This window comes from Sphingomonas sp. Leaf23, from assembly GCF_001421585.1.
Taxonomy (GTDB): Bacteria; Pseudomonadota; Alphaproteobacteria; order Sphingomonadales; family Sphingomonadaceae; genus Sphingomonas.
In genome coordinates this window covers 677395-704082 of the sequence record NZ_LMKR01000003.1, presented here as the reverse complement: position 1 = coordinate 704082, position 26688 = coordinate 677395, and the positions used below count along the sequence as shown (strand labels likewise).

At 66.6% G+C, this 26688-nt stretch carries 24 protein-coding genes; 11 read left to right on the top strand and 13 right to left on the bottom strand.

Features of this window, described 5'->3' with window-relative positions; genetic code table 11:
• Positions 1-78 precede the first annotated feature (78 nt).
• Positions 79-1296 carry a TetR/AcrR family transcriptional regulator gene (locus tag ASE67_RS11665; RefSeq protein WP_055761066.1) on the top strand — a complete coding sequence of 406 codons (1218 nt, stop codon included), beginning with the start codon at positions 79-81 and terminating at the stop codon, positions 1294-1296.
• On the opposite strand, the gene nhaA is transcribed toward ASE67_RS11665, so the two are convergent.
• The 3 genes from nhaA to dnaE form a co-directional block, all read right to left on the bottom strand.
• Positions 1277-2476, bottom strand: a complete 1200-nt coding sequence (gene nhaA / locus ASE67_RS11660; RefSeq protein ID WP_055761674.1) for a Na+/H+ antiporter NhaA — start codon at positions 2474-2476, stop codon at positions 1277-1279. The genes ASE67_RS11665 and nhaA overlap by 20 nt on opposite strands.
• A 129-nt stretch (positions 2477-2605) precedes the next feature.
• A complete protein-coding gene (locus ASE67_RS11655) occupies positions 2606-4180 on the bottom strand; it encodes a long-chain fatty acid--CoA ligase (RefSeq protein WP_055761063.1) in 1575 nt (524 codons plus the stop codon).
• A 47-nt stretch (positions 4181-4227) separates the two neighbouring features.
• Positions 4228-7815: a DNA polymerase III subunit alpha gene (gene dnaE, locus ASE67_RS11650; protein ID WP_055761061.1), complete on the bottom strand. Its 3588-nt coding sequence runs from the start codon at positions 7813-7815 to the stop codon at positions 4228-4230.
• A gap of 97 nt (positions 7816-7912) precedes the next feature.
• Here dnaE and ASE67_RS11645 point away from each other — a divergent pair, with 97 nt between their 5' ends.
• A complete protein-coding gene (locus ASE67_RS11645) occupies positions 7913-8455 on the top strand; it encodes an HdeD family acid-resistance protein (protein ID WP_235511880.1) in 543 nt (180 codons plus the stop codon).
• A gap of 114 nt (positions 8456-8569) precedes the next feature.
• On the opposite strand, the gene ASE67_RS11640 is transcribed toward ASE67_RS11645, so the two are convergent.
• The 3 genes from ASE67_RS11640 to ASE67_RS11630 are packed head-to-tail and all read right to left on the bottom strand — an operon-like array spanning position 8570 to position 10963.
• On the bottom strand, positions 8570-9049 hold the full coding sequence (locus tag ASE67_RS11640; RefSeq protein ID WP_055761057.1) for a glutathione peroxidase: 480 nt from the start codon (positions 9047-9049) through the stop codon (positions 8570-8572).
• Positions 9046-9720: an ABC transporter ATP-binding protein gene (locus ASE67_RS11635; protein WP_055761054.1), complete on the bottom strand. Its 675-nt coding sequence runs from the start codon at positions 9718-9720 to the stop codon at positions 9046-9048. Before ASE67_RS11635 ends, ASE67_RS11640 begins: the two co-directional genes overlap by 4 nt.
• Positions 9713-10963, bottom strand: a complete 1251-nt coding sequence (locus ASE67_RS11630; protein WP_055761052.1) for a lipoprotein-releasing ABC transporter permease subunit — start codon at positions 10961-10963, stop codon at positions 9713-9715. Before ASE67_RS11630 ends, ASE67_RS11635 begins: the two co-directional genes overlap by 8 nt.
• Before the next feature lie 625 nt (positions 10964-11588).
• Between ASE67_RS11630 and ASE67_RS11625 the strand changes: the two genes are divergently transcribed.
• Positions 11589-12077: an Hsp20 family protein gene (locus ASE67_RS11625; RefSeq protein ID WP_055761049.1), complete on the top strand. Its 489-nt coding sequence runs from the start codon at positions 11589-11591 to the stop codon at positions 12075-12077.
• Between the two features lie 202 nt (positions 12078-12279).
• Here the strand turns inward: ASE67_RS11625 and ASE67_RS11620 are convergent, their stop codons facing one another.
• Positions 12280-13929 (bottom strand): CTP synthase, encoded by a 1650-nt coding sequence (locus ASE67_RS11620; protein ID WP_055761046.1) that lies wholly within the window; start codon positions 13927-13929, stop codon positions 12280-12282.
• Positions 13930-14024: 95 nt separating this feature from the next.
• Positions 14025-14384: a preprotein translocase subunit SecG gene (secG, locus tag ASE67_RS11615; protein WP_055761042.1), complete on the bottom strand. Its 360-nt coding sequence runs from the start codon at positions 14382-14384 to the stop codon at positions 14025-14027.
• A gap of 225 nt (positions 14385-14609) precedes the next feature.
• Here secG and ASE67_RS11610 point away from each other — a divergent pair, with 225 nt between their 5' ends.
• The 8 genes from ASE67_RS11610 to eda all read left to right on the top strand — a co-directional run bounded on the left by ASE67_RS11610 (position 14610) and on the right by eda (position 22616).
• Positions 14610-14936 (top strand): MarR family transcriptional regulator, encoded by a 327-nt coding sequence (locus tag ASE67_RS11610; RefSeq protein ID WP_055761039.1) that lies wholly within the window; start codon positions 14610-14612, stop codon positions 14934-14936.
• Positions 14866-15762, top strand: a complete 897-nt coding sequence (locus ASE67_RS11605; protein ID WP_162236345.1) for a C40 family peptidase — start codon at positions 14866-14868, stop codon at positions 15760-15762. Before ASE67_RS11610 ends, ASE67_RS11605 begins: the two co-directional genes overlap by 71 nt.
• A complete protein-coding gene (gene argC / locus ASE67_RS11600) occupies positions 15759-16688 on the top strand; it encodes an N-acetyl-gamma-glutamyl-phosphate reductase (protein WP_055761032.1) in 930 nt (309 codons plus the stop codon). Before ASE67_RS11605 ends, argC begins: the two co-directional genes overlap by 4 nt.
• A gap of 123 nt (positions 16689-16811) precedes the next feature.
• Positions 16812-18272 (top strand): glucose-6-phosphate dehydrogenase, encoded by a 1461-nt coding sequence (gene zwf, locus ASE67_RS11595; protein WP_055761029.1) that lies wholly within the window; start codon positions 16812-16814, stop codon positions 18270-18272.
• Positions 18273-18407: 135 nt separating this feature from the next.
• Positions 18408-19112 carry a 6-phosphogluconolactonase gene (gene pgl, locus ASE67_RS11590; protein WP_055761026.1) on the top strand — a complete coding sequence of 235 codons (705 nt, stop codon included), beginning with the start codon at positions 18408-18410 and terminating at the stop codon, positions 19110-19112.
• Positions 19112-20932 (top strand): phosphogluconate dehydratase, encoded by a 1821-nt coding sequence (gene edd, locus ASE67_RS11585; RefSeq protein ID WP_055761023.1) that lies wholly within the window; start codon positions 19112-19114, stop codon positions 20930-20932. The genes pgl and edd overlap by 1 nt, the downstream gene beginning before the upstream one ends.
• 110 nt (positions 20933-21042) lie before the next feature.
• The gene (locus ASE67_RS11580; protein ID WP_055761021.1) at positions 21043-22011 is read left to right on the top strand and encodes a glucokinase; all 969 of its coding nucleotides are present in this window, start codon (positions 21043-21045) and stop codon (positions 22009-22011) included.
• The gene (gene eda / locus ASE67_RS11575) at positions 22008-22616 is read left to right on the top strand and encodes a bifunctional 4-hydroxy-2-oxoglutarate aldolase/2-dehydro-3-deoxy-phosphogluconate aldolase (protein ID WP_055761017.1); all 609 of its coding nucleotides are present in this window, start codon (positions 22008-22010) and stop codon (positions 22614-22616) included. The genes ASE67_RS11580 and eda overlap by 4 nt, the downstream gene beginning before the upstream one ends.
• Before the next feature lie 146 nt (positions 22617-22762).
• Here eda and mltG read toward each other — a convergent pair whose 3' ends face one another.
• From mltG to fabG, 5 genes are all read right to left on the bottom strand, one after another.
• Positions 22763-23731 (bottom strand): endolytic transglycosylase MltG, encoded by a 969-nt coding sequence (mltG, locus tag ASE67_RS11570; RefSeq protein WP_055761014.1) that lies wholly within the window; start codon positions 23729-23731, stop codon positions 22763-22765.
• 4 nt (positions 23732-23735) lie between these two features.
• On the bottom strand, positions 23736-24992 hold the full coding sequence (gene fabF / locus ASE67_RS11565) for a beta-ketoacyl-ACP synthase II (protein WP_055761671.1): 1257 nt from the start codon (positions 24990-24992) through the stop codon (positions 23736-23738).
• Between the two features lie 115 nt (positions 24993-25107).
• Positions 25108-25344: an acyl carrier protein gene (locus ASE67_RS11560; RefSeq protein ID WP_055760552.1), complete on the bottom strand. Its 237-nt coding sequence runs from the start codon at positions 25342-25344 to the stop codon at positions 25108-25110.
• Positions 25345-25435: 91 nt separating this feature from the next.
• The gene (locus ASE67_RS11555; protein WP_055761012.1) at positions 25436-25945 is read right to left on the bottom strand and encodes a hypothetical protein; all 510 of its coding nucleotides are present in this window, start codon (positions 25943-25945) and stop codon (positions 25436-25438) included.
• Positions 25942-26679, bottom strand: coding sequence for a 3-oxoacyl-[acyl-carrier-protein] reductase (fabG, locus tag ASE67_RS11550; protein ID WP_055761668.1), 738 nt, complete (start codon positions 26677-26679; stop codon positions 25942-25944). Before fabG ends, ASE67_RS11555 begins: the two co-directional genes overlap by 4 nt.
• Positions 26680-26688 lie beyond the last annotated feature (9 nt).

Sequence of the window (26688 nt, the reverse complement as noted above, 5' to 3'; positions counted from 1 at the left end):
CGGTAAAGCGCGGATGACGTCGCGGCATGGTGCAACAATGGGGCTTGGGGTCCACACCCGATCTGCTAGGGTTGCGCCATGACGACGACCGACGGGGCCACCAAACGCTACCGCGCCAAGCGCGACGCCATCCTTGCCGCCGCGGCGGAGGCGATCAACGAGGCGAGTGCCAAGGGCATGACCTTTGCCGACGTCGCACGCCGGGTGGGCCTCAATACCACCAGCGTCACCTATTATTTCAAGCGCAAGGAGGATTTGGCCGCCGCCGCGTTCGACCACACGCTCGACTGGCTGCAGGCGACGCTCGACGAATCGCTCCGCGAACCCACCCCGCAGGCCCGCGTCGCAAAGTTCCTCGCCATCCATTTCGACCGCCAGCGTCGGATCGAAGCGGGCGAGGAACGCCCCGTCGCGATGCTGTCCGACCTGCGCGCGATGGAAGACCCGTTCAAGGCGCGCCTGCTCGCCGGCTGGCGCGAGGTGTTCCGCAAGACGCGCACCCTGTGGGGCGAACCGCGCGACCGCATCGCCAAGGATGTGCAGGGCGCCCGCGCGCACATGCTGCTGGAGAATTGCTTCTGGCTGACCGTCTGGCTGGATCGCTACGAACCCGACCAGTATGACCGCGTGCAGGCGCGGCTGATGGATGTGTTCACCCACGGCCTTGCCGGTCCCGGCCAGCGCTGGGACCCGCAACCGCTGGTGCTGGAACAGGCCGATGCGGAGCCGGCGCGCGACGCATTCCTGCGTGCCGCCACCCGGCTCATCAACGAACTGGGCTATCGCGGTGCCTCGGTCCAGCGGATCGCGTCCGAACTCAACGTGACCAAGGGGTCGTTCTACCATCATCTCGATGCCAAGGACGATCTGGTCGCCGCCTGTTACCAGCGCAGTTTCGACACGATCTCCGCCGCGCAGCGCGCCGCCGATCGCGACGGCGGCAGCCATTGGCAGCGCCTGTCCAGCACGCTTGCCACGCTGGTCGACGCGCAGTTCACCGAACAGGGCCCGCTGCTGCGCACCACCGCGCTCGCCGGGCTGCCCGGTGGCGTGCGACAGGCGATGGTCGACCGTTCCAACCGCATCGCCCGCCGCTTTGCCGGCACGATCAGCGACGGCATCGCTGAAGGGTCGGTGCGCGCGGTCGACCCGCTGATCGCGGCGCAGGCGCTGATGGCGCTCCAGAATGCCGCGTTCGACATGCGCAGCTGGGCCTCAACCATGCCGCGCGACCGGGCGGTCGGTTTCTACGCCTCGACGGTGATGACCGGGCTGTTCACCGACCCGGCACTGTGACCGGGATTGCCGACGGCTCGGGCCGGGCCAGCCGCAGGACGATATAGCCCAGCACGCCCGCCGCCAGCGATCCCGCCAGCACGCCGATCTTTGCCTCCGCCTGCAACAACAGGTCGCCGGGAAAGGCGAGCAGCGTGATGAAGATGCTCATCGTAAAGCCGATGCCGCACAGCATCGCGACGCCCAGCAGCTGCAACCGGCTCGCCCCGGCCGGGCAATCCGCCACGCCGAGCCGGATGGCGAGGGTCGCAAAACCGAACACGCCGACGACCTTGCCGATCAACAACCCCGCCGCGACGCCCAGCGTCACCGGCGCGGCCAGTGCGCCGGGCGGCAGTCCCAGTACCGGCACCGCGGCATTGGCCAGGCCAAAGACCGGAACGATCAGGAACCCGACCGGGACATGCAGCGCCTGTTCCAACCGGTGCAGCGGGCTGACGCAGTCGCGATCCGACCGCGCCGGCGTCCGCTCCATCGGGATGGTCAGCGCCAGCATCACCCCGGCCAGCGTTGCGTGGATGCCCGACCACAGCACCAGCACCCACAGCACAGCACCGACGATCAGATAAGGGGCAAGCCGCCGCACCCCGCACCGGTTCATCGCGACCAGTACCAGCAGCGCGACCGCCGCCCCAGCCAGCGCAGGCAGCGACAGGCCGGCGGTATAGAAGAACGCGATGATCGCCACCGCGCCCAGATCGTCGATGATCGCCAGCGCGGCCAGAAACACCCGGAGCGACCCCGGCACCCGCTTCCCCAGCAGCGCGATCACGCCCAATGCAAAGGCGATATCGGTCGCAGCCGGGATCGCCCATCCGGTCACGGTCGGCCCGCGATTGAACGCCAGATAGATCAGCGCCGGCACGACCATGCCACCGGCCGCCGCGATCCCCGGCAACACCCGCCGCGACCAGGACGACAGCTGGCCATCCAGCATCTCGCGCTTGATCTCCAGCCCGACCAGCAGGAAGAAGACCGCCATCAGCCCGTCGTTAATCCAGTGCCCGATAGACAGCGGGCCCAGATGGACGTGCAGCAACGCGTCATAGTCCGGGCCAAACGGCGAATTGGCGATCAGCAACGCGACCAGCGCCGCACCCATCAGGACGATGCCGGCGGCGGCCTGCGAATGGAGGAAACGGCGCAGCGCACTCGGGCGCTTCGGGGAAATCGGGGGCATCGGCGCTCCAGCCACACGGGGGCGGCACTGGCGGCCCGACCAGCGCGAATACCCTGCCCGGCGCATCACTGCGCCGAACACCCGGCGCGGTCTATTGCATCCGAACCGGGCCGGAGCAAGCCATCGCCGCTACGCCAGCACCCCGCGATATTCCTCGCGCAACGCCGCCTTCTTCAGCTTCCCCGTCGCGCTGTGCGGCAGAGCGTCGACGAAGATCACGCGGTCGGGCAGCCACCATTTCGCGACCTTCGTCGCCAGATGCGCCATGATCGCATCCGCCTCGACCGCCGCGCCGGGGCGCCGGACCACCAGCAAGATCGGACGCTCGTCCCACCGGGGATGCGGCACGCCGATCGCGGCCGCTTCGGCCACGCCCGCGCAGCCGACCGCGGCATTCTCCAGATCGACCGAGCTGATCCATTCGCCGCCCGACTTGATGACGTCCTTCGCACGGTCAGTGATCTGCATCGTTCCGTCGGGATGGAGCATCGCCACGTCGCCCGTATCGAACCAGCCATCCGCCGTCAGCGCGTCGCCACCCTCGTCACGGAAATAGCGCTTGAGGACCCACGGCCCGCGCACCTGCAAACTGCCCGACGTCACGCCGTCGCGCGGCAGCACCGCACCCTCGTCATCGACGGTGCGCAGTTCGACGCCGAACGGCACCTTGCCCTGCCGGCACACCTGATCCACCCGCTGATCGAAGCTCAGGTCGTCCCAGTCCGGACCCGGCGCACCCATCGTCCCGATCGGCGACGTTTCGGTCATGCCCCACGCATGGTTCACCCGCGCGCCCATCCGCATCAGCCGCTCGATCATCGCGCGCGGCGCGGCCGATCCGCCGATCGTCACGACCTTCAGATGCTCCGGGCTGTGGCCGGTCGCGTCCATATATTGGAACATCGCGAACCACACGGTCGGCACGCCCGCCGAATGCGTCACCCGTTCGCGGTTCATCAGGTCGCACAGCACGGCGGGATCGTTGACCGCCGAAAACACGATCTTCGCCCCCACCGCCGGTGCGGCAAAGGGCAGGCCCCAGCCGACCGCGTGGAACATCGGCACGACCGGCAGGCAGACGGCACGCTGCGACAGGTCGAACTCGTCGGGTTGCAGCTCGGCAATGGCGTGTAGCACGTTCGATCGATGGGTATAGACCACGCCCTTCGGGTCGCCGGTCGTGCCGCTGGTATAGCAGATCATGCACTGGTCGCGTTCGTCGCCCTCGACCCAGGCATAATCGCCGCTCTCGGGCGCGATCAGCGCGGCGAAGCTATCCGGCCCCTCGCCGTCCATGACGATGAAATGTTCGATCCCGGTCAGGCGCGGCTTCATCCGTTCGATGATCGGCGCGAATGCCGCATCGTACAGCAGCACCCGGTCGCCGGCATGATCGGCGATATAGGTTAGCTGGTCGTCGAACAGGCGCGGGTTGATCGTGTGGATGATCCCGCCCATCCCGATCACGCCATACCACGCGATCAGGTGATGGGCGTGGTTCATCGCCATCGTCGCCACCCGGTCGCCAGGCTTGATGCCGATCCGTTCCAGCGCCTGCGCCAGCCGCCGCGCGTCGTGCGCGATTCCCGCCCAGTTGGTCCGCGTCTCGCTGCCATTGGCCCAGCGGGTCACGATCTCCCGACCACCATGCTCGCGCTCGGCATGATCGAGCAGCCGCGGTACTCGAAGTTCGAAATCCTGCATTCCGCCCAGCACGCACACTCTCCTTCGCGAACGGGGCCATGCTGCCCCTATCCTACGGCGGCGAGCGGTGCCTTCACCGTATCGAACGCCGCCTGGGTGACACCTTGCAGCCTGCCGACCCGTTCGGCAAGCTCGCCATCGATCCGGAAATCGCGGCCCAGGCATACCCGTGCTTCGATTCCGTGCGCGGCGGGCACCGAAACCCAGATTTCGCCCCGCGCGCCGCGCTCATGCTGCACCAGCCCGGCGAGTGCCGGATAGGCGGCAGCATCCTCGATCGTCAGGTCCAGCCGCAACCGCACGTCGCGGGCGATCACGTCGAACGGCTTCAGCGACTTGACCGTCGCCCGCGCGCTTTCGTCGCCGGCGCGCCGGTCGAGTTCGAGCGTGAACAACCCGCAGCCGCCGACCTTGCCCGCCGCCTCCAGGTCGTTCGCCGGCCCTTCGTCGAAACACGTCACCGGCACCTGCCCCGTCGCGTCCGACAGCGTCGCCATCATATAGCGCTTGCCCCGCGCCGAGGTCCGCCACCGCGCATCCTCGACCAGCGCCGCCACCGTCGCGCCGACGCGCCCGCCCTCGGGCACCGGCGTATCGGCCAGATCGGCGATCTTGCGCGCGCCATGCGCACTGGCCAGATGGGCATAGCGATCCAGCGGATGCGCCGAGAAATAGAAGCCGAACGCGTCCTTTTCCGCCGCGATCGCCTCGGTCAGCGTCCAATGCACGTCGGGCAGGCGGATCGCTGCCTCGGTCGCGCCGCTCGCCTCGCCGAACAGGCCACCCTGCCCGCTCGACCGGTTCGCCTCGGTCCGCTGCGCCGTCGCCATCAGCGTATCGGCCAGCGCATGGACGCCCGCCCGGTCGCCGACGACGCATTCGAACGCGCCTGCCGCCGCCAGCGTCTCGATCTGCCGCTTGTTGAGCAGCTTCGGATCGACCCGCGTCGCGAAATCGTCGAGCGACTTGTACGGCCCCTTCGCCGCCCGCTCCTCGACCATCAGCTCCATCGCCCGCTCGCCCACGCCCTTGAGCGCCGACAGGGCGTAGCGCACCGCCAAGTTGCCGTCGGTCTCCTCGACGCCGAAGGTCGCGTCGCTGGCGTTGATGCACGGCGGCAGGCAGTCGATGCGCAGCCGCTTCATATCGTCGACGAAGATCGCCAGCTTGTCGGTCTGCGCATAATCGAACGCCATCGATGCCGCGAAGAACTCATGCGGATGATGCGCCTTCAGCCACGCCGTCTGATACGCCAGCAGCGCATAGGCCGCCGCGTGGCTCTTGTTGAAGCCGTATCCGGCGAACTTGTCGATCAAGTCGAACAGCTCGTTGGCCTTCGCCTCCTTAATGCCGTTCACCTCGGCACAGCCCTTCACGAAGATGGATCGCTGCGCGTCCATCTCCGCCTTGACCTTCTTGCCCATCGCGCGCCGCAGCATGTCCGCGCCGCCCAGCGAGTATCCCGCCAGGATCTGCGCGGCCTGCATCACCTGTTCCTGATAAACGAAGATGCCGTACGTCTCGTTCAGGATCGGCTCCAGCAGGTCGTGGGGATAGATGATCTCCTCCCGCCCGGCCTTGCGCGCGCCGAACGACGGAATGTTGTCCATCGGTCCCGGCCGGTACAGCGACACCAGCGCGATGATGTCACCGAAATTGGTCGGCCGCACGGCGGTCAGCGTGCGCCGCATCCCCTCCGACTCCAGCTGGAACACGCCGACCGTATCACCGCGCTTGAGCAGTTCGTAGGTGGCCGCATCGTCCCACAACAGGCTGTCGAGATCGACCACGATCCCCCGCCGCGCCAATAGCTCGACCGCGAACTTCAGCACCGACAGGGTTTTCAAGCCAAGGAAGTCGAACTTCACCAGCCCCGCACCCTCGACATATTTCATGTCGAACTGCGTGACCGGCATGTCGGAACGGGGGTCGCGGTACAGCGGCACCAGCTGCGCCAACGGCCGGTCGCCGATCACCACGCCCGCCGCGTGGGTGGACGAGTGGCGCGGCAACCCCTCCAGCTTCATGGCAAGGTCGAGCAGCCGGCGCACATCCGCCTCGCGCTCATATTGCTGGTGCAGTTCCGACACGCCGTTGATCGCGCGGTCAAGCGTCCACGGATCGGTCGGATGGTTCGGCACCAGCTTGGCAAGGCGATCGACCTGGCCATAGCTCATCTGCAACACGCGGCCGGTATCCTTCAGCACCGCGCGCGCCTTCAGCTTTCCGAAGGTGATGATCTGCGCCACCTGATCGCGGCCATATTTCTGCTGGACATAGCGGATGACCTCGCCACGCCTGGTTTCGCAGAAGTCGATGTCGAAGTCGGGCATCGACACGCGTTCCGGGTTCAGGAAGCGTTCGAACAGCAGCCCCAGCTTGATCGGATCGAGATCGGTGATGGTCAGCGCCCAGGCGACCGCCGAACCCGCACCCGACCCACGGCCCGGCCCAACCGGAATATCATGGTCCTTCGCCCATTTGATAAAGTCGGCGACGATCAGGAAGTATCCCGGAAACCCCATCTGGCAGATGACGTCCAGCTCGAAATCCAGCCGGCTGAAATAGTCGGGGAAGCGCGCGACCAGTTCGTCCTCGGACAATTCGGGGATCGTGCCGGTAACCGCCGGCGTCGCCGCATCCTCCCACGGCGCGGGCGCCTCGACCGCGACCTCGGCGGTCACCATGCCCTCTTCCAGCGCGACGATCTTGCGCAGGCGATCGACCAGCCCGGCGCGCGAATCGACGCGCAGTTTCAGCGCCTCACCCTCGCGGTCGCCGGCAAGGCTGGGCAGGATCGGCTTGCGCTTGGGCGCGGCGACCGCGCAACGCTGCGCCACGACCAGCGTATTTGCCAGCGCTTCCGGCAGGTCGGCGAACATCTCCTGCATGACGGGCGCAGGCTTCAGCCACGCCTCGGGCGACGAGCGCTGGCGATCCTCGCTCGCGACATAGCTGGACGATGCGATGCACAGCATCGCGTCGTGCGCATCGTGGAAATCCGCCTCGGCAAAGCAGCACGGATTGGTCGCGACCAGCGGCAGGTCGCGTGCATAGGCGAGGTCGAGCAGATGCGGCTCGGCGCGCTGTTCGACACTCTCGCCCCGCCGCGCCAGTTCGACATAGAGCCGGTCGCCGAACAGCGCCTGCAACCGGTCGGCATAGGCCAGCGCCTCATCCTCGCGCCCGGCGGCGAACAACCGCGCCAGCGCACCGTCGCCCGCGCCGGTCAGCGCGACCAGCCCGTCGCTACGCCCGATCAGCGCGTCGATCGGCACATGCGCGGGAATTTCCACCGGCCGGTCAAGATGCGCCATCGACACCAGCGCGCAGATATTGTCGTACCCGCGCGCGTCCTGCGCAAACAGCGGCAGCCAGTCGATGTCCGGCTCGACACCCTCGACCCCGCCCGGCCGCGCGACGGCCAGCAGCGTGCCGACCACCGGCTGCACGCCCTGATCCTTGCACGCATCGGAAAACGCCATCGCGGCATATAGCCCGTTGCGATCCGACAGCCCGGCAGCGGGAAAGCCCAGTTTGCGCGCAGCCTTGGCAATCGCCTTCGGATCGATCGCGCCCTCCAGCATGGTGAAGGACGAAAAGATACGAAGCGGTACGAACCCGGAATGCGCCATCCGCACGACGTAACCATCCGGGCATGATTCGGCCAGTGGAGCAACGGCGGAACCACGACGAACCGCACCCGTTCCGGTGGCAACCAGGAGCATGACGATGACCGATTTCGCCCGCAACGTCCGTACCGGCGGCCCCGGATGGGGCTGGAGCCTCGCCTACGGTATCGTGTCGGTGCTGATCGGCCTCCTCGCCTTCGCCGCGCCGTTCCCCGCGACGCTGGCGGCGACGATGATCGTCGGCTTCTTCTTTCTGGTGGGCGGCATCGCGTCGCTGATCGCCGCGTTCCGGGGGCGTAATGGACGGGGCTATGCCGCGCTGTTCGGGCTGCTGTCGGTGATTGCCGGCGGTTACATGCTGCTGATGCCGGTCGGCGGGGCGCTGTCGCTGACGCTGTTGATGATCGTCTGGCTCGCGGCCCGCGGGATCATGGAGTTGATCGTCGGCGCACGGTTTCGGCGGTTGCGCGTGCCGATGCTGCTGCTCGGCGCGCTGAATGTCGTGCTGGCGATCCTGCTCTACACCACGGTACCGTGGTCCGCGCTGACGCTGCCGGGCTATATCCTCGGCGCGAGCTTCCTGTTCGGCGGGATCGTCGCGATCATCGGCGCGCTGTCGGACAGGCGGGAGCATGCGGCGTAAGCCGTTCCAAAAGCAAACGTACCCCCGCGCAGGCGGGGGTCCAGAGCCAAACAAGAAACGACAGCTTGTGGAACCCTGGGCTCCCGCCTGCGCGGGAGCACAGCGATGGCGGGACTAGCCCAGCGCCGAGGCAACCGCCCCTTCCAGCTCCTCCGGCTTGGTCGTCGGAGCGAACCGCGTAACCCGCCCGTCGCGCCCGATCAGGAACTTGGTGAAGTTCCACTTCACCGCCTCGCTGCCCAACACACCGGGCGCTGCTTTTTTCAGCGCGCTGAACAGCGGCGCGGCATCGGCCCTATTCACGTCCACTTTCTCGAACACCGGAAAGCTGACGTCATAGGTCAGCGAACAGAATTGCGCGATTTCCGCCGCATCGCCCGGTTCCTGCCCGCCAAACTGGTTGCAGGGAAATCCCAGCACCGCGAAGCCCTGCGGCCCGAACCGCCGATGCAGCGCCTCAAGCCCCGCATATTGCGGCGTGAACCCGCATTTCGACGCGACGTTGACGATCAGCAGCACCTGCCCGCGATAATCCGCCAGCGTCGTCTCCGCGCCATCGGCGGTTCGCACCGGAAGGTCGTACAGGTCGCTCACCGCAACACCCCATCATGCAGCCGCACCACCCGGTCCATCCGGCTGGCCAGTCGTTCGTTGTGCGTCGCGACCAGTGCCGACGAACCCTGCCCGCGCACCAGCCGCAGGAACTCGGCGAACACCACGTCGGCGGTTGCCTCGTCCAGATTGCCGGTTGGCTCGTCGGCCAGCACCAGCGCGGGCCGGTTCGACAGCGCCCGCGCCACCGCGACGCGCTGCTGCTCGCCGCCCGACAGCTGGCTCGGCCGATGGTGCAGCCGCTTGGACAGGCCCAATGCGCTCAGCAACTCGGTCGCCCGCGCATCCGCCACGTCGCGTTCGGCACCACGCACCAGCTGCGGCAGCACGACATTCTCGACCGCGTTGAAATCGGGCAGCAGGTGGTGGAACTGATAGATGAAGCCCATCCGGTCGCGTCGCACCTCGGTCCGGCGGTTCGCGCCGGCCTTGGCCAATTGTTCGCCGCACACCAGGATTTCGCCCTCGAATCCGCCTTCCAGCAGGCCGACCGCCTGCAACAGCGTCGACTTGCCCGACCCCGATGGCCCCAGCAACGCGACGATCTCGCCCGGCGCGACGGCCAGCTCGACCCCGCGCAGCACGTCGATCGTCGCTGACCCTTGCGTGAAGCTGCGCCGCAGATTGCGGGTTTCCAGAACCGGCTCAGTCATAACGCAGCACCTGCACGGGGTCGGTATTGGCCGCCTTGAACGCCGGATACAGCGTGGCGAGGAACGAGAAGAGCAGCGCAACCACCGCGATGACGATGATCTCGACCGGATCGGGCTTCGACGGGAGTTCGGTCAGATAGCGCATCGTCGGGTCCCAGATATCGATACCCGTCACCGCACCGACCGCCCCCAGGATCTGCTGCCGGAACGCCAGGAACACGAAGCCAAGGATCAGCCCCGCCCCCACGCCCAGCGCACCGATCGTCGTGCCGACCGTCATGAAGATGCGCAGCAGCCCGCCGCGCGTCGCCCCCATGGTCCTGAGGATCGCGATGTCGCGTGTCTTCGCGCGGACCAGCATGATGAGCGACGACAGGATGTTGAACACCGCAATCAGGATCAGGATCGACAACACGGTAAAGGTCACGATCCGGTCGACCGCCAGCGCCTGGAACAGCTCGCCGTTCAATTGCCGCCAGTCGACGATCTGTGCGCTGGCGACATATTTGCGGGCCAGCGGCGCGACGATCTGTCCCACCTTGTCGGGATCGGTCGTCTCCAGTTCGATCGACCCGACCGTATCGCCACTCAGCAGCAGCATCTGCGCATCCTCGATGGGCATGATGACATATGCCTTGTCGAGGTCATACACCCCGACCTCGATGATCGCGGCGATCCGGTACGGCACCTGACGGATCATCGTGCCGAACGGCGTCGTCGGCCCCTGCGGGCTGATGATCGTGATCTCGCTGCCAATGGTGACGCCCAGCGCCTGTGCCAGCCGGCTGCCGATCACGACATTGCCGCTGCCCGGCGTAATCGAGCGGAGCGCGCCCAGCTTCACATTGTCGCGGATGGTCGGATTGTCGCGAATATCCTCGATCCGCATGCCGCGCATCAGGATGAATTCGGACCGGCCGTTATAGGTCGCAAACAGCGGCTGTTCGATCAGCGGCGTGGCGCTGGTAACCCCCGGCGTCCGCTTGGCCTCGGCGGCGATGTTGCGCCAGTCGGGCAGCTGGTTGTTATACCCCTGGATCAGCGCATGGCCGTTCAGCCCGACGATCTTGTCGAACAGCTCGGCGCGAAAGCCGTTCATCACGCTCATGACGATGACGAGCGCGGCGACGCCCAGCATGACCGCGACGAGGCTGATCGAGGCGACCAGTGCGATGAACGCCTCCCCCCGGCCAGGGAGCAGGTAGCGGCGGGCGATCATCCGCTCGTAACGCGATAACAGCATAGGGGCGGTCGATATCCTGACAGGCAAGCCGAAGTTGGCGCTGTAGGTAGGCGATGCCGCGTCCGCAATCCATGCTGTTGCGGAATCGACACATGGTTAGCAAAACCGTAGCAAACATGCCGCTCCCCCGGTGACAGGCGGGCACAGGCATCCTACGACGTCCCCACGAAGCGCAGGCAACACAGGCCACGGTTCGGGGAGGCCAACCGGCTCCGCCCTGGAAGGGGGGAAGGGGCGTAGAAGCGGTGGCAACCAAGGGGGCTGACGAGCGATCGTCACGCAGGCGGCCGGGCTGGTAACAGTCCGGCCGTTTGCCGTTTCAGGGCCTGCGCGCGCACATCGGCGCACCCGCAACCTTCCGCGCCCCACGCCTCCTCCGCCACCGACCGCCGATATCCCCGTCCGCGCCAACTTCGGCGCCCGGTGCAACCTTCCGCGACCCGCTTTCCCCTCCCCGATCGGTCGTCCCGAAATGCCGGATCGCACAACCTTCGCCAACCTCTTGAAAGCTTCGATCTTTGAACCATATCGGTTCGTGAACGGTGCCTGCGGGGCCGTTCACGAACCGGCATCGCCTATCCGGATGCCGCCTTCGAGCAACTCGCTTCGACATGGAGGATTTGACATGCGTACGTTCGATTTCACCCCCTATCGCCGCTCGACCATCGGTTTCGACCGCTTGTTCGACCTGCTCGAGAACAACACCCGCGCCAGCACGGGCGAGAATTATCCGCCCTTCAACGTCGAACGCGTCGCCGAGGATCGCTATCGCATCACGCTGGCGGTCGCCGGCTTCAAGCAGGATGAGGTGGAGATCACCGCCCAGCAGAATCTGCTCGTCGTCTCAGGGCGAAAGGCCGATCAGACCGATGCGCAGAAGAGCGCGGTCCTGCATCTGGGCATCGCCAACCGCAGCTTCGAACGCCGGTTCGAACTGGCCGACTTCATCGTCGTGGAAAGCGCCGACCTGGCCGATGGCCTGCTGACCATCGAACTGCGTCGCGAAGTACCCGACGCGATGAAGCCGCGCCGCGTGGCGATCGGCGCATCGGCCACCCAGCCGGTGATCGCCAACGATGCCGCGAAGGGCGACGATTCGGCAAACGCCGCCTAAGCGACCCTTCCTGACGCAGGCGGGCGCCCGGACCTATCTGGTTCGGGCGCCCGTCATGATTCTAACGCCGTTGCCACAACCCGACCGTCACCCCGGACTTGATCCGGGGTCCCGCTTCTTGCCGGTTACGTGACGTTCGAAAAAGAAGCGGGACCCCGGGTCAAGCCCGGGGTGACGTTACGGTTGGGACTATGGGTTCGCCTCAAACCAACCGGGACTGCTTCACCGCCGCGCCGATAAAGCTCGCGAACAGCGGATGCGGGTCGAACGGCTTGGACTTCAGTTCCGGATGGAACTGCACGCCAACGAACCACGGATGATCGGGCCGCTCGACGATTTCCGGCAGCATCCCGTCGGGCGACATGCCCGAGAATACCAGCCCGCCCGATTCGAGCATCTCGCGATAGGCGGTGTTCACTTCATAGCGATGGCGATGCCGCTCGCTGATCGTGGTTCCGCCATAGATCGACGCGACGACCGAATTGCCAGCCAGCGACGCTTCGTAGGCGCCCAGCCGCATCGTGCCGCCCAAATCGCCATCCGACTCGCGCTTCTGGATACCCTCCGGCGACATCCATTCGGTAATCATGCCGACCACCGGCTGCTCAGTCGGCCCGAACTCGGTCGACGACGCATTGGCGATGCCGCCGGTCGAACGCGCGCCCTCGATGCAGGCCATCTGCATGCCAAAGCAGATGCCGAAATACGGCACCTTGCGTTCCCGTGCGAAACGGACGCTGGCGATCTTCCCCTCGGCACCGCGTTCGCCGAACGCGCCGGGGACCAGGATCGCATGGCACGGCTCCAGCTCGGCCGCGACCATATCATGATCGCCTTCGAACAGCTCGGCGTCGATCCAGCGGATCTTGACCTTCACCCGGTTCGCGATGCCGCCATGGACCAGCGCCTCGTTCAGCGACTTGTACGCATCCTGCAGCCCGACATATTTGCCGACCACGCCGATCGTGACTTCGCCTTCGGGATTCTGGAGGCGATCCATGATGTCGCTCCAACGCGACAGGTCGGGGGCATCGCCGGGCTCGATCCCGAAGGCACGCAGCACTTCGGCGTCCAGACCCTCGGCATGATATTGCTCGGGCACCGCATAGATGCTGGGCGCGTCGAGCGCGGGAATGACCGCGCCGGCCGGCACGTTGCAGAACAACGCGATCTTTGCGCGCTCGCTCGCCGGCAACGGCTTTTCGCAGCGGCAGACCAGCACGTCGGGCTGCACGCCCAGTGCGGCCAGTTCGCGCACCGAATGCTGCGTCGGCTTGGTCTTCAGCTCGCCTGCCGCCGCGATATACGGCACCAGCGTGACATGGATGCTGATCGAACGGCCGCGACCCAGTTCGTTCTTCAACTGGCGAATCGCCTCGATGAACGGCAGCGATTCGATGTCGCCGACCGTGCCGCCGATCTCGCACAGCACGAAGTCGAGGTCCTGTCCGTCGTCGTCGACGGTATCGGCCTGCGCGAACGCCTTGATCGCGTCGGTGACGTGCGGAACGACCTGCACCGTCGCGCCGAGATAATCGCCGCGCCGTTCGCGCTGGATGATCGTCTGGTAGATGCGGCCCGAGGTCACATTGTCCGACTGATGCGCCGCGACGCCGGTGAAGCGCTCATAGTGGCCGAGGTCGAGGTCGGTTTCCGCCCCGTCATCGGTCACATAGACTTCGCCGTGCTGATAGGGCGACATCGTGCCCGGATCGACGTTGAGATAGGGGTCAAACTTGCGGATGCGGACCTTGTAGCCGCGTGCCTGCAAGAGTGCTGCGAGAGAGGCCGCCATGAGGCCCTTGCCGAGCGACGAAACCACGCCGCCGGTGATGAAGATATACCGCGCCATGGGAAGCATCGCCTAGCGTCGAACGCCATCGCCGCCAAGCGCAGGATTGCCCTGCGCCCGCGAAATACGACGGACTGGTGGATGAAAAGGGGTGTTTAGCGGGCCAGCGGGACCGCGCCGTTGTCGGCGGGGGCCGGGTTGCCGCCCGGCTGGGCCGCCGGATTTGCCGGCGCACCCGCTGCCGGAGCCGGAGTCGTCGGCCGTGCCAGCGACGTATCGATCGACGCCCCGCCCCGATTCGCAGCGATAATTGCCAGCGCGATGCTCATCGCGATGAACAGCCCCGCCAGGATCGCGGTCGCCCGCGTCAGGAAATCGGCCGCCCCGCGCGCCGACATCAGGCCCGACGGGCTACCACCGGTGGTCAGCCCGCCGCCTTCCGACTTCTGCATGAGGATCACCGTCACGAGCAGCGCGGCGATGATCGCATGAACGACGAGCAGGAAGGTGAACATGGTCGAGGAACATTTCCGAAAGAAAGGAGTGCGGGTGTCGAAGCGCGCCACATAGGCGAGGGAACGCCCGCGATCAATGGAGCGCCAACGGTCCATCCGTAACATTATCGTATCGACCGGGAAACCAAGCGCGCGATTGCGACGTTCATCTTTCGACCCCGCCCTACGGCCTTGTACTGACGTTAGGTTCCAGCGATGTTCCCCACGATCCCCCTCAAGAAATGGATGGACGGCTTGGTCGATTATGTCCGCTCGGGAGAGCCGGACCTGACCAACCGCCAGATGGCGTTGATGATGATCGTCTATCTGCAACCCGGCCCCCATACCGTCCGCGGCCTGGCCCGTGCGTTGAACGTGTCGAAGCCGGTCGTAACGCGCGCCTTGAACAGATTGGGCACGCTCGGCTATCTCCGCCGCCAACGCGACGATGCCGACAAACGGAATATCTTCGTTGCGCAGACCAGCGAAGGGGCAAATTTTCTTGCAGAGTTCGGGCAGTTCATGGGCGGCGACGGCGTCGGCGACTATCACCGGCGACACGCCAGCGCGTAACCGCTTCGCGCTGCGCACGCGGTCGGTCGCGATCGACCCTCGCACCGATGCCGTGCGACGCGACCTTGCCGACATCCGACTCGCCGACCGCGTGTTCGCTCCCCATTACGCCGTGCCGACGCGCCGGATGGTAGGCACCGTCACGCCGATCACCGAGTCCCCGGACGGTGCCGTCCTGTCGCAAATCCTGCCGGGCGAGCCGTTCGATGTGCTCGAATTCACCTCGACCCATGGCTGGGGCCGCTCGCCGATCGACGGCACGGTCGGCTTCGTGACGCGCAGCAACCTGATCGACGAATATCCCGCCTCGCACATCGTCGTGGCACGGCAGGCTATCGTTCACGCCGATGCCTCGACGACGCGCCCCCTGCCCCTGTCGCTGCCGATGGGCAGCCGGGTCGCCGCGACACCGGCCAATGACGACTGGGTGGAGGTCGATGGCGGCTATGTCGCCGCGGCGGCACTGCGTCCCTTGTCCGACGAGTCCGGCGATGCCGTCGACCAGGCGATGCGCCTGCTGGGAACGGGATTCGTCATGGGCGGACGTTCGGGCGCGGGTGTCGATGCCGCCGGGCTGATTTTCCTCGCAGGGTCACTGGCCGGCGCACCCCCGCCCCGCTTTCTCGACCTGCAGGCAGACAGCGTCGGCACCGCGCTTGCCGAAGGCGACACGCTCCGCCGGGGCGACCTCCTGTTCTTTGCCGATCATGTCGCGATGCTGGTCGACGACACGACCGTCATCCACGTCACCGATACCGTGCGGTGCGATTCCGTGACCGCGCTCGACCGGTTCGGTCCCATTCGTGCCCGGAGGCGCCCTGCATGACTGTTCGCGTCTTTATCGACGGTGCCGCCGGCACCACCGGCCTTGAAATCGCCGACCGGCTCGGCGACCGGCCCGAGGTCGACTTCATCACCCTCGATGAGACCCGCCGCAAGGATGCGTCGGCGCGGCGCGAGGCGCTGAACGACGCCGATTTCGTCATCCTCTGCCTGCCCGACGATGCCGCACGCGACGCGGTGGCGATGATCGACAACGACCGGACGCGGGTGATCGACGCCTCGACCGCCTATCGGGTCGCCGATGGCTGGACCTATGGCATGGCCGAATTGGAGCCGTCGCAGCCCGGCGCAATCGCGACCGCGATGCGCGTGTCCAATCCGGGTTGCTACCCGACAGGTTTTCTCGCGCTCGTCCGTCCGCTGGTACGCGCCGGCCTCGTGCCCCATGACTGGCCCGTCAGCGTCAACGCGGTGTCGGGCTATTCGGGCGGCGGCAAGGCGATGATCGCGGCGTTCGAGAATGGCGAGACCGATACCGCATGGCTCGGCTACGGCCTGTCGCTCGCACACAAGCATGTGCCCGAGATGCAGCGCCATGCCCGCCTCGCCCATCCGCCGCTGTTCCAGCCTTCGGTCGCGCGCACCTATCGCGGGATGGTGGTCGAAGTGCCGCTGCCGCTGTTCGCGTTCCACCGCCGCCCCAGCCTGTCGGCGATCGAGGCGGCGTTGCAGGAGGCCTATCGCGAATCGCCGGTGGTCCGCGTCCTGCCGGGCGACGACAGCGCGATCCCGATCGAGGCCGATGCCGGTACCGATCGGCTGACGCTGCGCGTGTTCGGCAACATGGATACCGGTCAGGCGCGGCTGGTCGCGACGCTGGATAATCTGGGCAAGGGTGCATCCGGTGCCGCAGTGCAGAATTTCAACCTGATGGCCGGTTTCGACCAGACCGCCGGGCTGACGCTGTGACGGCGAACGCAATTTCGTAACGATCCAGGCGATCTTTGCGCACCGCATACCTATGCCGCCTTCGCGTTCGCGAAATAGGCTGCTAGAGGCGCGCTCGATCACGGTTAGATAGCAGGAGTTGGCATGACGAGGGACCCGGTAGCGAAGCTGCTGCTGTTCGGCGCGACGGGTGACCTGTCGCAACGGATGCTCCTCCCCTCGCTCTATGGCCTGCACGCCGACGGTCTGCTGCCCGATGGGCTGACCATCACCGGCACCGCGCGGCACGAACATGACGATGCGGGTTTCCGCGATTTCGCGAAGCATGCGCTCGACCAGTTCCTGCCTGACGACCGCAAGGACGAGGCGGCGATCGATGGCTTCCTCGCCCGCCTCCACTACCAGCCGCTCGATGCGTCGAACGTCGATGGCTTTGCCGCCCTCGCGGAAAAGCTGGGCGATATTTCGGGCGGCCTCGCCATCTTCCTGTCGACCGCGCCGTGGCTGTTCGGCCCGACGATCACCGGCCTGAAGAGCGCCGGCCTTGCCGGTCCCAAGGTCCGCATCAGCCTTGAAAAGCCGCTGGGCAAGGACCTGAAGTCCAGCCAGGAAATCAACGACCTGGTCGCTGCCGCCTTCCCCGAGGAGCGGACCTACCGGATCGACCATTATCTGGGCAAGGAAACGGTCCAGAACATCCTCGCGCTGCGCTTCGGCAACGCGATGTTCGAGCCGGTGTGGAATGCGCGCGGCATCGACAATGTGCAGATTACCATTTCGGAAACCGTCGGCCTCGAAGGGCGCGCGGGATACTATGACGAGGTAGGGGCGCTGCGCGACATGGTGCAGAACCATGTCCTGCAGCTCGTCGCGCTGATCGCGATGGAGCCGCCCGCCCGCTTCGACGGCACATCGATCCGCGACGAAAAGGTCAAGGTCCTGCGCTCGCTGCGCATGATCGGCCCCGAAGAGGTCAACACCCACACCGTCACCGGCCAGTACGACGCCGGCGCGGTGAAGGGCGAGATCGTGCGCGGCTATGACGAGGAACTGGGCAAGGATTCGAACACCGAAACCTTCGTCGCGGTGAAGGCGCATGTCGACAATTGGCGCTGGCAGGGCGTGCCCTTCTACCTGCGCACCGGCAAGCGGATGACCGATCGCCATTCGGAAATCTCGATCCAGTTCAAGCCGGTGCCGCACTCGATCTTCGCCGATCGCGGCGGGCAGCTGCAGCCCAACACGCTGGTCATCCGCCTGCAGCCGGAGGAATATGTCCGCCTGCTGGTGATGGCCAAGGAACCCGGCCTCGACCGCGACGGCGTGCGGCTGCGCGAAGTGCCGCTCGACCTGTCGCTCACCACCGCCTTTGCCGGCACCCGCCGCCGCATCGCCTATGAACGCCTGCTGCTCGACCTGATCGAAGGCGACCCGACGCTGTTCGTCCGCCGCGACGAGGTGGAGGCGCAGTGGACGTGGATCGATGCGATCCGCGAAGGGTGGAAGGCGAACGACACAAAGCCCAAGGGCTATGCCTCGGGCAGCTGGGGCCCGAATGCCAGCGTCGCGCTGACCGAACGCGACGGGGTGACGTGGAACGAGTGAGCGTGTGAGACGCTCCCCTTCCACCCTATATACCCCGTTCAGTTCGAGCAGCATCGAGCGAAGTCGAGATGCGTCCGTCGAGAACCGGTTCTCAGGCAAGCTCGAACGAAACGGAAAACCACACGGGATTGCAGAATGACCGAGATCGAATGGTGGGAATATGACGAATCCACCGAATTTGCCGAGGCACTTGCCGGCGATATCCAGTTCATCATCGAATCGGCGATCGACGCGCGCGGCGCGGCGGTAATCGCACTCGCAGGCGGTCGCACCCCTGCCCCGATCTACGACAAGCTGGTCAAGGCCAAGCTCGACTGGAAGCGGGTGACGATCGTCCCGACCGACGACCGCATCGTGCCGATGGGCGACGCGCTGTCGAACGTCACCGGCCTCGCCAAGATCTTCCTGCCCAAGGGCGCACGCGTTATCCCGCTGACCGCCGAAAAGGCAGCGGACTACAAGGCCGCCGGCCGTGCGGCGGACGCACGGTTGCAGGACCTGCACTGGCCGCTCGACCTGTGCCTGCTGGGCATGGGTGCCGACGGCCATACCGCGTCGATCTTCCCCGGCCCCGACCTGACCGAGGCGCTAACCGGGCCGAAGGAACGCCGCGCGCTGGGCGTGATGCCCGATCCGCTGCCGCCCGAGGCGCCCGTTGCCCGCGTAACGCTCAGCCACGCCGCGATCGCCTCGGCCCGTGCGCTGATGATCGCGATCACCGGCGACGAAAAGAAATCGGTGCTTGAACGCGCGATCGATCAGGGCGCATCCTCGTCCTATCCGATCGGCCGCGTGCTGGCCGAAGTCGAACTCCCCGTCGATATTCATTGGAGCCGCTAATGGCCCTCAACGCCACGATCGCCGCCGTCACCGACCGCATTATCGAAGCGTCGCGCGAAAAGCGTGCCGCCTATCTCGCGCTGATCGACCGCGAGCGCGAGAGCGGCGTCGACCGGCCGATGCTCGGCTGCGCCAATCTGGCGCACGCCTATGCCGGCACCGATGAAGACCGCGACGCGATGCGTCCGGCCAACCGGATGAACATCGGCATCGTGACGGCGTATAACGACATGCTGTCGGCGCACGCGCCCTATTACCGCTACCCCGAACAGATGAAGGTCTGGGCACGCGAAGCGGGCGTGACCGCACAGGTCGCGGGCGGCGTGCCGGCGATGTGCGACGGCGTGACGCAGGGTTTCCCGGGCATGGAGCTGTCGCTGTTCAGCCGCGACACCATCGCGCTGTCGACGGCGGTGGCGCTCAGCCATGGGACGTTCGAGGGCGCGGCGCTGCTCGGCATCTGCGACAAGATCGTGCCGGGCCTGCTGATGGGCGCGTTGCGCTTCGGCCATTTGCCGATGGTGTTGATCCCCGGCGGCCCGATGCGCTCGGGCATTCCCAACAAGCAGAAGGCAGCGGTGCGCGAAGCCTATGCCGAGGGCAAGGTCGGCCGTGAGGAACTGCTCGACGCCGAAATCGCCGCCTATCATGGCAAGGGCACCTGCACCTTCTACGGCACCGCCAATTCGAACCAGATGATGGTCGAGGCGATGGGCCTGCATGTGCCCGACGCGGCCTTCGCCAATCCGGGCACCAAGCGCCGGCAGGAGCTGACCCGCTATGCCGTCCACCGCCTCGCCGAAATCGGCTGGGACGGCGACGATTATCGCCCGATCGGCCGGGTGGTCGATGAAAAGGCGATCGTGAACGCCGCCATCGTGCTGCTCGCCACCGGCGGGTCGACCAACCACCTGATCCACCTGCCCGCCATCGCGCGCTGTGCCGGGATCATCATCGACTGGGACGACTTCAACCGCCTGAGCGAGGTCGTACCGCTGCTGACCCGCGTCTATCCCAACGGGTCGGCCGATGTGAACGGGTTCGAGGATGCCGGTGGCCCGTCGTTCGTCATTCGCGAACTGCTGCGCGGCGGCCTGCTGCACGGCGACGTGCTGACCATCGCGAAAGACGGCATGGCCGCCTATGGCCGCCAGTCCACGATCGAGGACGACAAGCTCGTCTGGAAGGACCATGCCCCGGTCAGCGGCGACGACACCATCGTCCGTACGATCGAAGCGCCCTTCGCCGAGGAAGGTGGCTTCCGCATCCTCCAGGGCAATATCGGCCGCGCCTGTATCAAGGTGTCGGCGGTCGACCCCGATCGCTGGGTCATCGAGGCTCCGTGCCGCGTGTTCAGCGACCAGGCGGCGGTCCAGACGGCGTTCAAGGCGGGCGAGCTCGACCGCGACGTCGTGGTTGTCGTCCGGCATCAAGGGCCAAAGGCCAACGGCATGCCCGAACTCCACAAGCTGACCCCGCCGCTCGGCGTGCTGCAAAATCGCGGCTTCCGCGTGGCCTTGGTCACCGATGGCCGCATGTCGGGCGCCTCGGGCAAGGTGCCCGCCGCGATCCACCTGTCGCCGGAGGCGCTGGGCGGCGGTCCGATCGGCAAGCTGCGCGACGGTGACGCCATCCGCCTCGACGCGAACGCCAACACGCTGGAGGCCCTGGTCCCCGCCGACGAATGGGCGGCGCGCGATCACGCGCCCGTCCCGCCGCCGGCCGACGGCACCGGCCGCGAGCTGTTCGCAATGATGCGACAGGGCGCGAGCGAGGCGGAAGCCGGCGGTTCGGCGATGCTGGCCGCAGCGGGGCTGTAACAATAGACCGACCCGTACCCCCGCGAAAGCGGGGGTCCAGGGTAACAAGCGCCAGCGTGCGCGACTCTGGATCTCCGCCTGCGCGGGGATACGGACTGATGGAGAGATTCATGGAAGTCGTTGCGGTAGATATTGGCGGCACCCACGCCCGCTTTGCGATCGCCGAGGTCGAGGACGGCCGGGTCGTGTCGCTGGGCGAACCGATCACGCAAAAGGTCGCCGAACATGGCAGCCTGCAACTCGCGTGGCGCGCGTTCGAACGGGACCTGGGCCGCCCCCTGCCGACCGCGGCCAGCCTTGCCGTCGCGTCGCCGGTCAACGACACGCTGATCAAGTTCACCAACAATCCGTGGATCATCCGCCCGCCGCTGATGAAGGAGCGGCTGGGCGTCGATACCTGGACTATCATCAACGATTTCGGCGCGGTCGGCCATGCCGTGGCGCAGGTCGCGGACAGCGACTTCATCCATCTGTGCGGGCCGGAAGGGCCGCTGCCCGACAAGGGCGTCGTCACCATTTGCGGCCCCGGCACCGGCCTCGGCGTCGCGCAGCTGCTGCGCGCGCATGATCGCTATCATGTGCTGGAGACCGAGGGCGGGCATCAGGATTTCGCCCCGCTCGACGGGATCGAGGATGCGCTGCTCCGGCGGCTGCGGCGCGCGCATGGTCGCGGGTCGACCGAGCGCGCCTGCGCCGGCCCGTCGATCGTCGCTTGGTACGAGACCCTGGCCGAGATCGAGGGCGTGTCGGTACCGCATAGCGACGACAAGACGATCTGGACCGCCGCGCTCGACGGCACCGACAGCATTGCCGTCGCCGCGCTCGACCGCTTTTGCCTGACGCTGGGTGCCGTGGCTGGCGACCTCGCGCTGGCACACGGGGCAAAGGCGGTGGTCATCGCCGGCGGGCTCGGCCTGCGGCTGAAGGACCATCTGCTCGAATCCGGCTTCGGCACGCGCTTCACCGCCAAGGGGCGTTTCCAGCAGCTGATGGCCGGTATCTCGGTCAAACTCATCACCCATCCCCAGCCCGGCCTGTTCGGGGCCGCCGCCGCATTCGCGCAGGAGCACGCACGATGACCGTCACCATTTCCGACATCATGCAGACCAGCCCGGTCATCCCGGTCCTGGTCGTCCACGACGCCGCACAGGCGCGGCCGATGGCCGAGGCGCTGGTCAAGGGCGGCCTGCGCGTCCTCGAGGTCACGCTGCGCACCCCCGCCGCACTGGAAGCGATCGCGGAGATGAAGAAGGTCGAGGGCGCGATCGTCGGTGCCGGCACCGTCGTCAGCCCCGACCAGTTCCGCCAGGCGATGGACGCCGGCAGCGAATTCATCGTCTCCCCCGGCCTCACCGAAACCATCGCCCGCCCGATCATCGACAGCAAGGTGCCGTTCCTGCCGGGTATCGCCAACGCCGGCGACATCATGCGCGGCCTCGACCTCGGTCTCACCCACTTCAAGTTCTTCCCGGCAGAAGCTTCGGGCGGGCTGAAGGCATTGAAGGCGCTTGCCGCGCCCTTCTATCAGGCGAAGTTCTGCCCGACCGGCGGCATCACCGAAGCGAGTGCGCCGGAATGGCTGGCGTTCGACCCGGTGCTGTGCGTCGGCGGCAGCTGGATCGTCGGCGCGACCCATGCCGAGACCGAGACGCGCGCACATGCGGCAGCGGGGTTGCGGGCCTAAAATCCTCCCCGCCTCGCGGGGAGGGGGACCATGCGTAGCATGGTGGAGGGGGTTGGCCCCGTACGCACCGTCGGCGTTTGCGGCGATCCCCCTCCACCATCCTGCGGATGGTCCCCCTCCCCATAATGGGGAGGAGTTTGGTGGTGTTACATCTCGCCCCGCGCGCGGCGGATTTCGTACCACTTCTTCACATTGGCGTTATGTTCGGCCAGCGTGTCGGCGAACACATGCCCGCCGGTGCCGTCCGCAACGAAGTACAGCGCCTTCGTGCTTTCCGGATCGAGCACTGCCTCGATCGACGCCTTGCCCGGATTAGCGATCGGCCCGACCGGCAGCCCGGCCGACGCATAGGTGTTGTAGCCGTTCTTCGCCTGCAGCTCCGACTTGCGGATGCGGCGACCCAGCGGCTTGCCCTTGGTGATCGGATAGATGACCGTCGGATCGGCCTGCAGCCGCATGCCCATGCGCAAACGGTTGGAATAGACCGCCGCGACCATGCGGCGTTCCGATGCCTTGCCGGTTTCCTTCTCGACGATCGACGCCAGGATGATCGCCTCGCGCGGGGTCTTCACGACGCTGGTCGGCTTGCGCTTCTTCCATGCGGCGTTGAGGTAGCGGTCCATCGCCGCCTGCATCCGCTTCACCAACACCTGCCGGTCGCCGTCACGTTCGTAACTATAGCTATCGGGCAGGATGCTACCCTCCGCCGGGAGCGGCGCGGGACCCTCCATCTGCGGCGCCTTCGCCACCGCCTCCTGCACCAGCACCGAAGGCCAGCCTTCGGGCACCATCACGAAGCGTTGCAGCGTGCGACCGCCCTGCAACAGCTTCAGGACATCGGCCTGGCTCAACCCCTTGGGGATGCGATATTCCCCGGCGCGGATCGGATCACCGCTGCCGAGGAACCGCGCGAACAGGCGGAAGCGACCGGCGGACGGTATCGCGCCGGCGTCTTCCAGTTGCTCGGCCGCCGAGGCAAGGCTCGCCCCCTGCGGCACCGTCACCGTCAACGTGCGCTGCGCCGGACCGGCCCCGCCCCAGCTCTGCATCACCATGAACAGCCCGCCGATCACGAGCAGCCCGAGGATGAGGCCAAGGCATCCAATCCGGCGCATCGCGTCAGATCGCCTTCATCACCAGCGAGGCGTTGGTGCCGCCGAAGCCGAACGAGTTGTTCAGCACCGCGCGCACCTGCCGTTTCTTGGCCACATGCGGCACCAGGTCGACACCCTCGGTGCCGTCGTCCGGATTGTCGAGGTTGAGCGTCGGCGGCACGATCTGGTCGCGCAGCGCCAGGATGCAGAAGATGCTCTCCACCGCGCCCGCGCCGCCCAGCAGGTGGCCGATCGCCGACTTGGTGCTGCTCATCGAGGCACCCGACAGGTCGTCGCCGAACACGCGCTTGGCGGCGGCGAGTTCGATCGTGTCGGCCATGGTCGAGGTGCCGTGCGCGTTGATATAGTCGATGTCCGACGGCTCCATGCCGGCCTTGCGCAGCGCCATGCGCATCGCATTCTCGGCACCCTTGCCCTCCGGATGCGGCGCGGTGACGTGATAGGCGTCGCCCGACAGGCCGTAGCCGACGACCTCGGCATAGATCTTCGCGCCGCGCGCCTTGGCGTGCTCATATTCCTCGAGCACGACGACACCCGCGCCCTCGCCCATCACGAAACCGTCGCGGCCCTTGTCATAGGGGCGGCTGGCCTCGGTCGGACGGTCGTTCATGCTCATGTTGAGCGCGCGTGCCTGGGCGAAACCAGCGACGCCCAGCGGGTTGACCGTGCTCTCCGCGCCGCCCGCCAGCATGATGTCGGCATCGTCGTCACGGATCATCCGTGCCGCGTCGCCGATCGAATGCGCACCGGTCGAGCACGCCGTGACGACCGCATGGTTCGGGCCCATCAGGCCGTACTTGATCGACACCTGACCGGAAATCAGGTTGATCAGGCGACCATGGACGAAGTGCGGGCTGACTCGGCCGGGGCCCCGCTCGTGCAGGTTGACCGATTCGATCTCGATACCCGGCAGGCCGCCGATACCCGACCCGATCGAGACGCCGGCGCGCAGCTTCGTCGCCTCGTCCATCTCGGTCAGCCCGGCGTCTTCCAGCGCCTGTCCGGCGGCATCGATGCCATAGATGATGAACGGATCGACCTGCCGCTGAATCTTGTGATCGACCCGCTTGTTGGGATCGAACCCATATTCATGGCCCGCCGGCTTCACCTCGCACGCAATCTGGCACTTCTGGTTCGACGCATCGAAATGCGTGATCGGCCCCGCGCCCGACTTGCCGGCGATCAGGTTCTTCCAGGCGGTTTCGACCTCGGCACCCAGCGGGGTCACGAGGCCGAGGCCGGTCACGACTACGCGGCGCATGGCATTCTCTCCGTTCAGATACGTAACGAACGACCCCCCGCCCATGGCTGTTCGCCGGGACGGGGGGCCGTGAAATCATGGCAATCGGCAGGGCGGCGGAGCCGCCCCGGCCGGATCAGCCCTTGTGCTCGTCGATATAGGTGATCGCGTCCTTGACGGTCGTGATCTTTTCGGCGGCATCATCGGGGATCTCGACGCCGAATTCTTCCTCGAACGCCATGACCAGCTCGACGATGTCGAGGCTGTCCGCGCCCAGATCGTCGATGAAGCTCGCGTCTTCGGTAACCTTTTCCGCTTCGACGCCGAGATGCTCGACGACGATCTTCTTCACGCGTTCGGCGGTCTCGCTCATATTCATTCCCTCTTCAGATACCGGGGTGTTTATTACCTGAACGCCCCTAAAGCGCGTCCGGCCCGCGCGCAAGAGCGCGGGTGCGGACGCATTAACCCTTGGCAGCGAACAATCGTGCCAGCGTCGCCGCGTTGAAGGCATATCCGCCCATCAGCCGCTGGATTCGCGTGTCGGCCTTCTTGGCACCCGCAAGGCTCATCAGGCCGTCCATGAACGCATCCACCTCGGGCGTCTGCTTGCGCGCCAGAAACGCGTTCAGCACGGCGGGCGACGTCTGGCTGAGGCGACGGTTGACCGCGACCGGATCGACGCCCTTGGCCGACAGCCCCGATGCCAACGCCTCGACGGCAATGCTGGTCACGACGATATCGCCAGCGCGCGCATCCGCCTTGCCGGTGCCCGGCTGGCAGGTCGCGGCCTGGCGCCGCGCGGCCTTGACCAGCGCATCGGTGGCGGGCGAGGGTTTCTTGCCCTCCAGCACACCCACGATCATGCCCTGTTGCATCTTCGCCAGATCGCCCTTGGGCAGCTTTGCCACGGTGCATTTGACGACATTGGCATCACCCGCGGCCAACATCGCCGCCATCAGCATCACGCTCATACCATCGCCATCCCGCCATTCACATGGATCGTCTGGCCGGTCACATAACCGGCTTCCCGACTGGCGAGATAGGCGACGGCGGCGGCGACGTCATCGCCCTTGCCCAACGCCCCGGCCGGAATCTTGCCCAGCAGGGCGGCTTTCTGCGCTTCGGGCAGCACGTCGGTCATCGCCGACGCCATGAAGCCCGGCGCGACGCAGTTGACGGTAATGCCCCGGCTCGCCAGTTCCTGACCCAGCGCCTTCGACATGCCGACCAGCCCCGCCTTCGACGCGGCATAGTTCGCCTGCCCCGGATTGCCGGTCTGCCCGACGACCGACGTGATCGACACGATCCGGCCGAAGCGCGCCTTCATCATCGGCTTGGCGGCGGCGCGACACAGGCGGAACGCCGCCTCCAGGTTGACGCGGATCACCTGATCCCATTCGTCGTCCTTCATCCGCATGGCGAGGTTGTCGCGCGTCACCCCGGCGTTGTTGACGAGGATATCGAGCTTGCCGAGCGCCGCCACCGCCTGCGGCACCAGGGCGTCGACCGCCGCGCCATCCGACAGGTCGCAGACGAGCGGCACATGGTCGCCACCCAGTTCGGCGGCGAACGCCTCCAGCTTGGCCGCATTGGAACCGGACAGCGCCAACCGTGCCCCCTGCGCGGCGAGGCCCCTGGCAATCGCCGAACCAAGGCCACCACTGGCACCGGTCACGAGGGCGGTCATTCCCGTAAGATCGAACATCGTCATTCT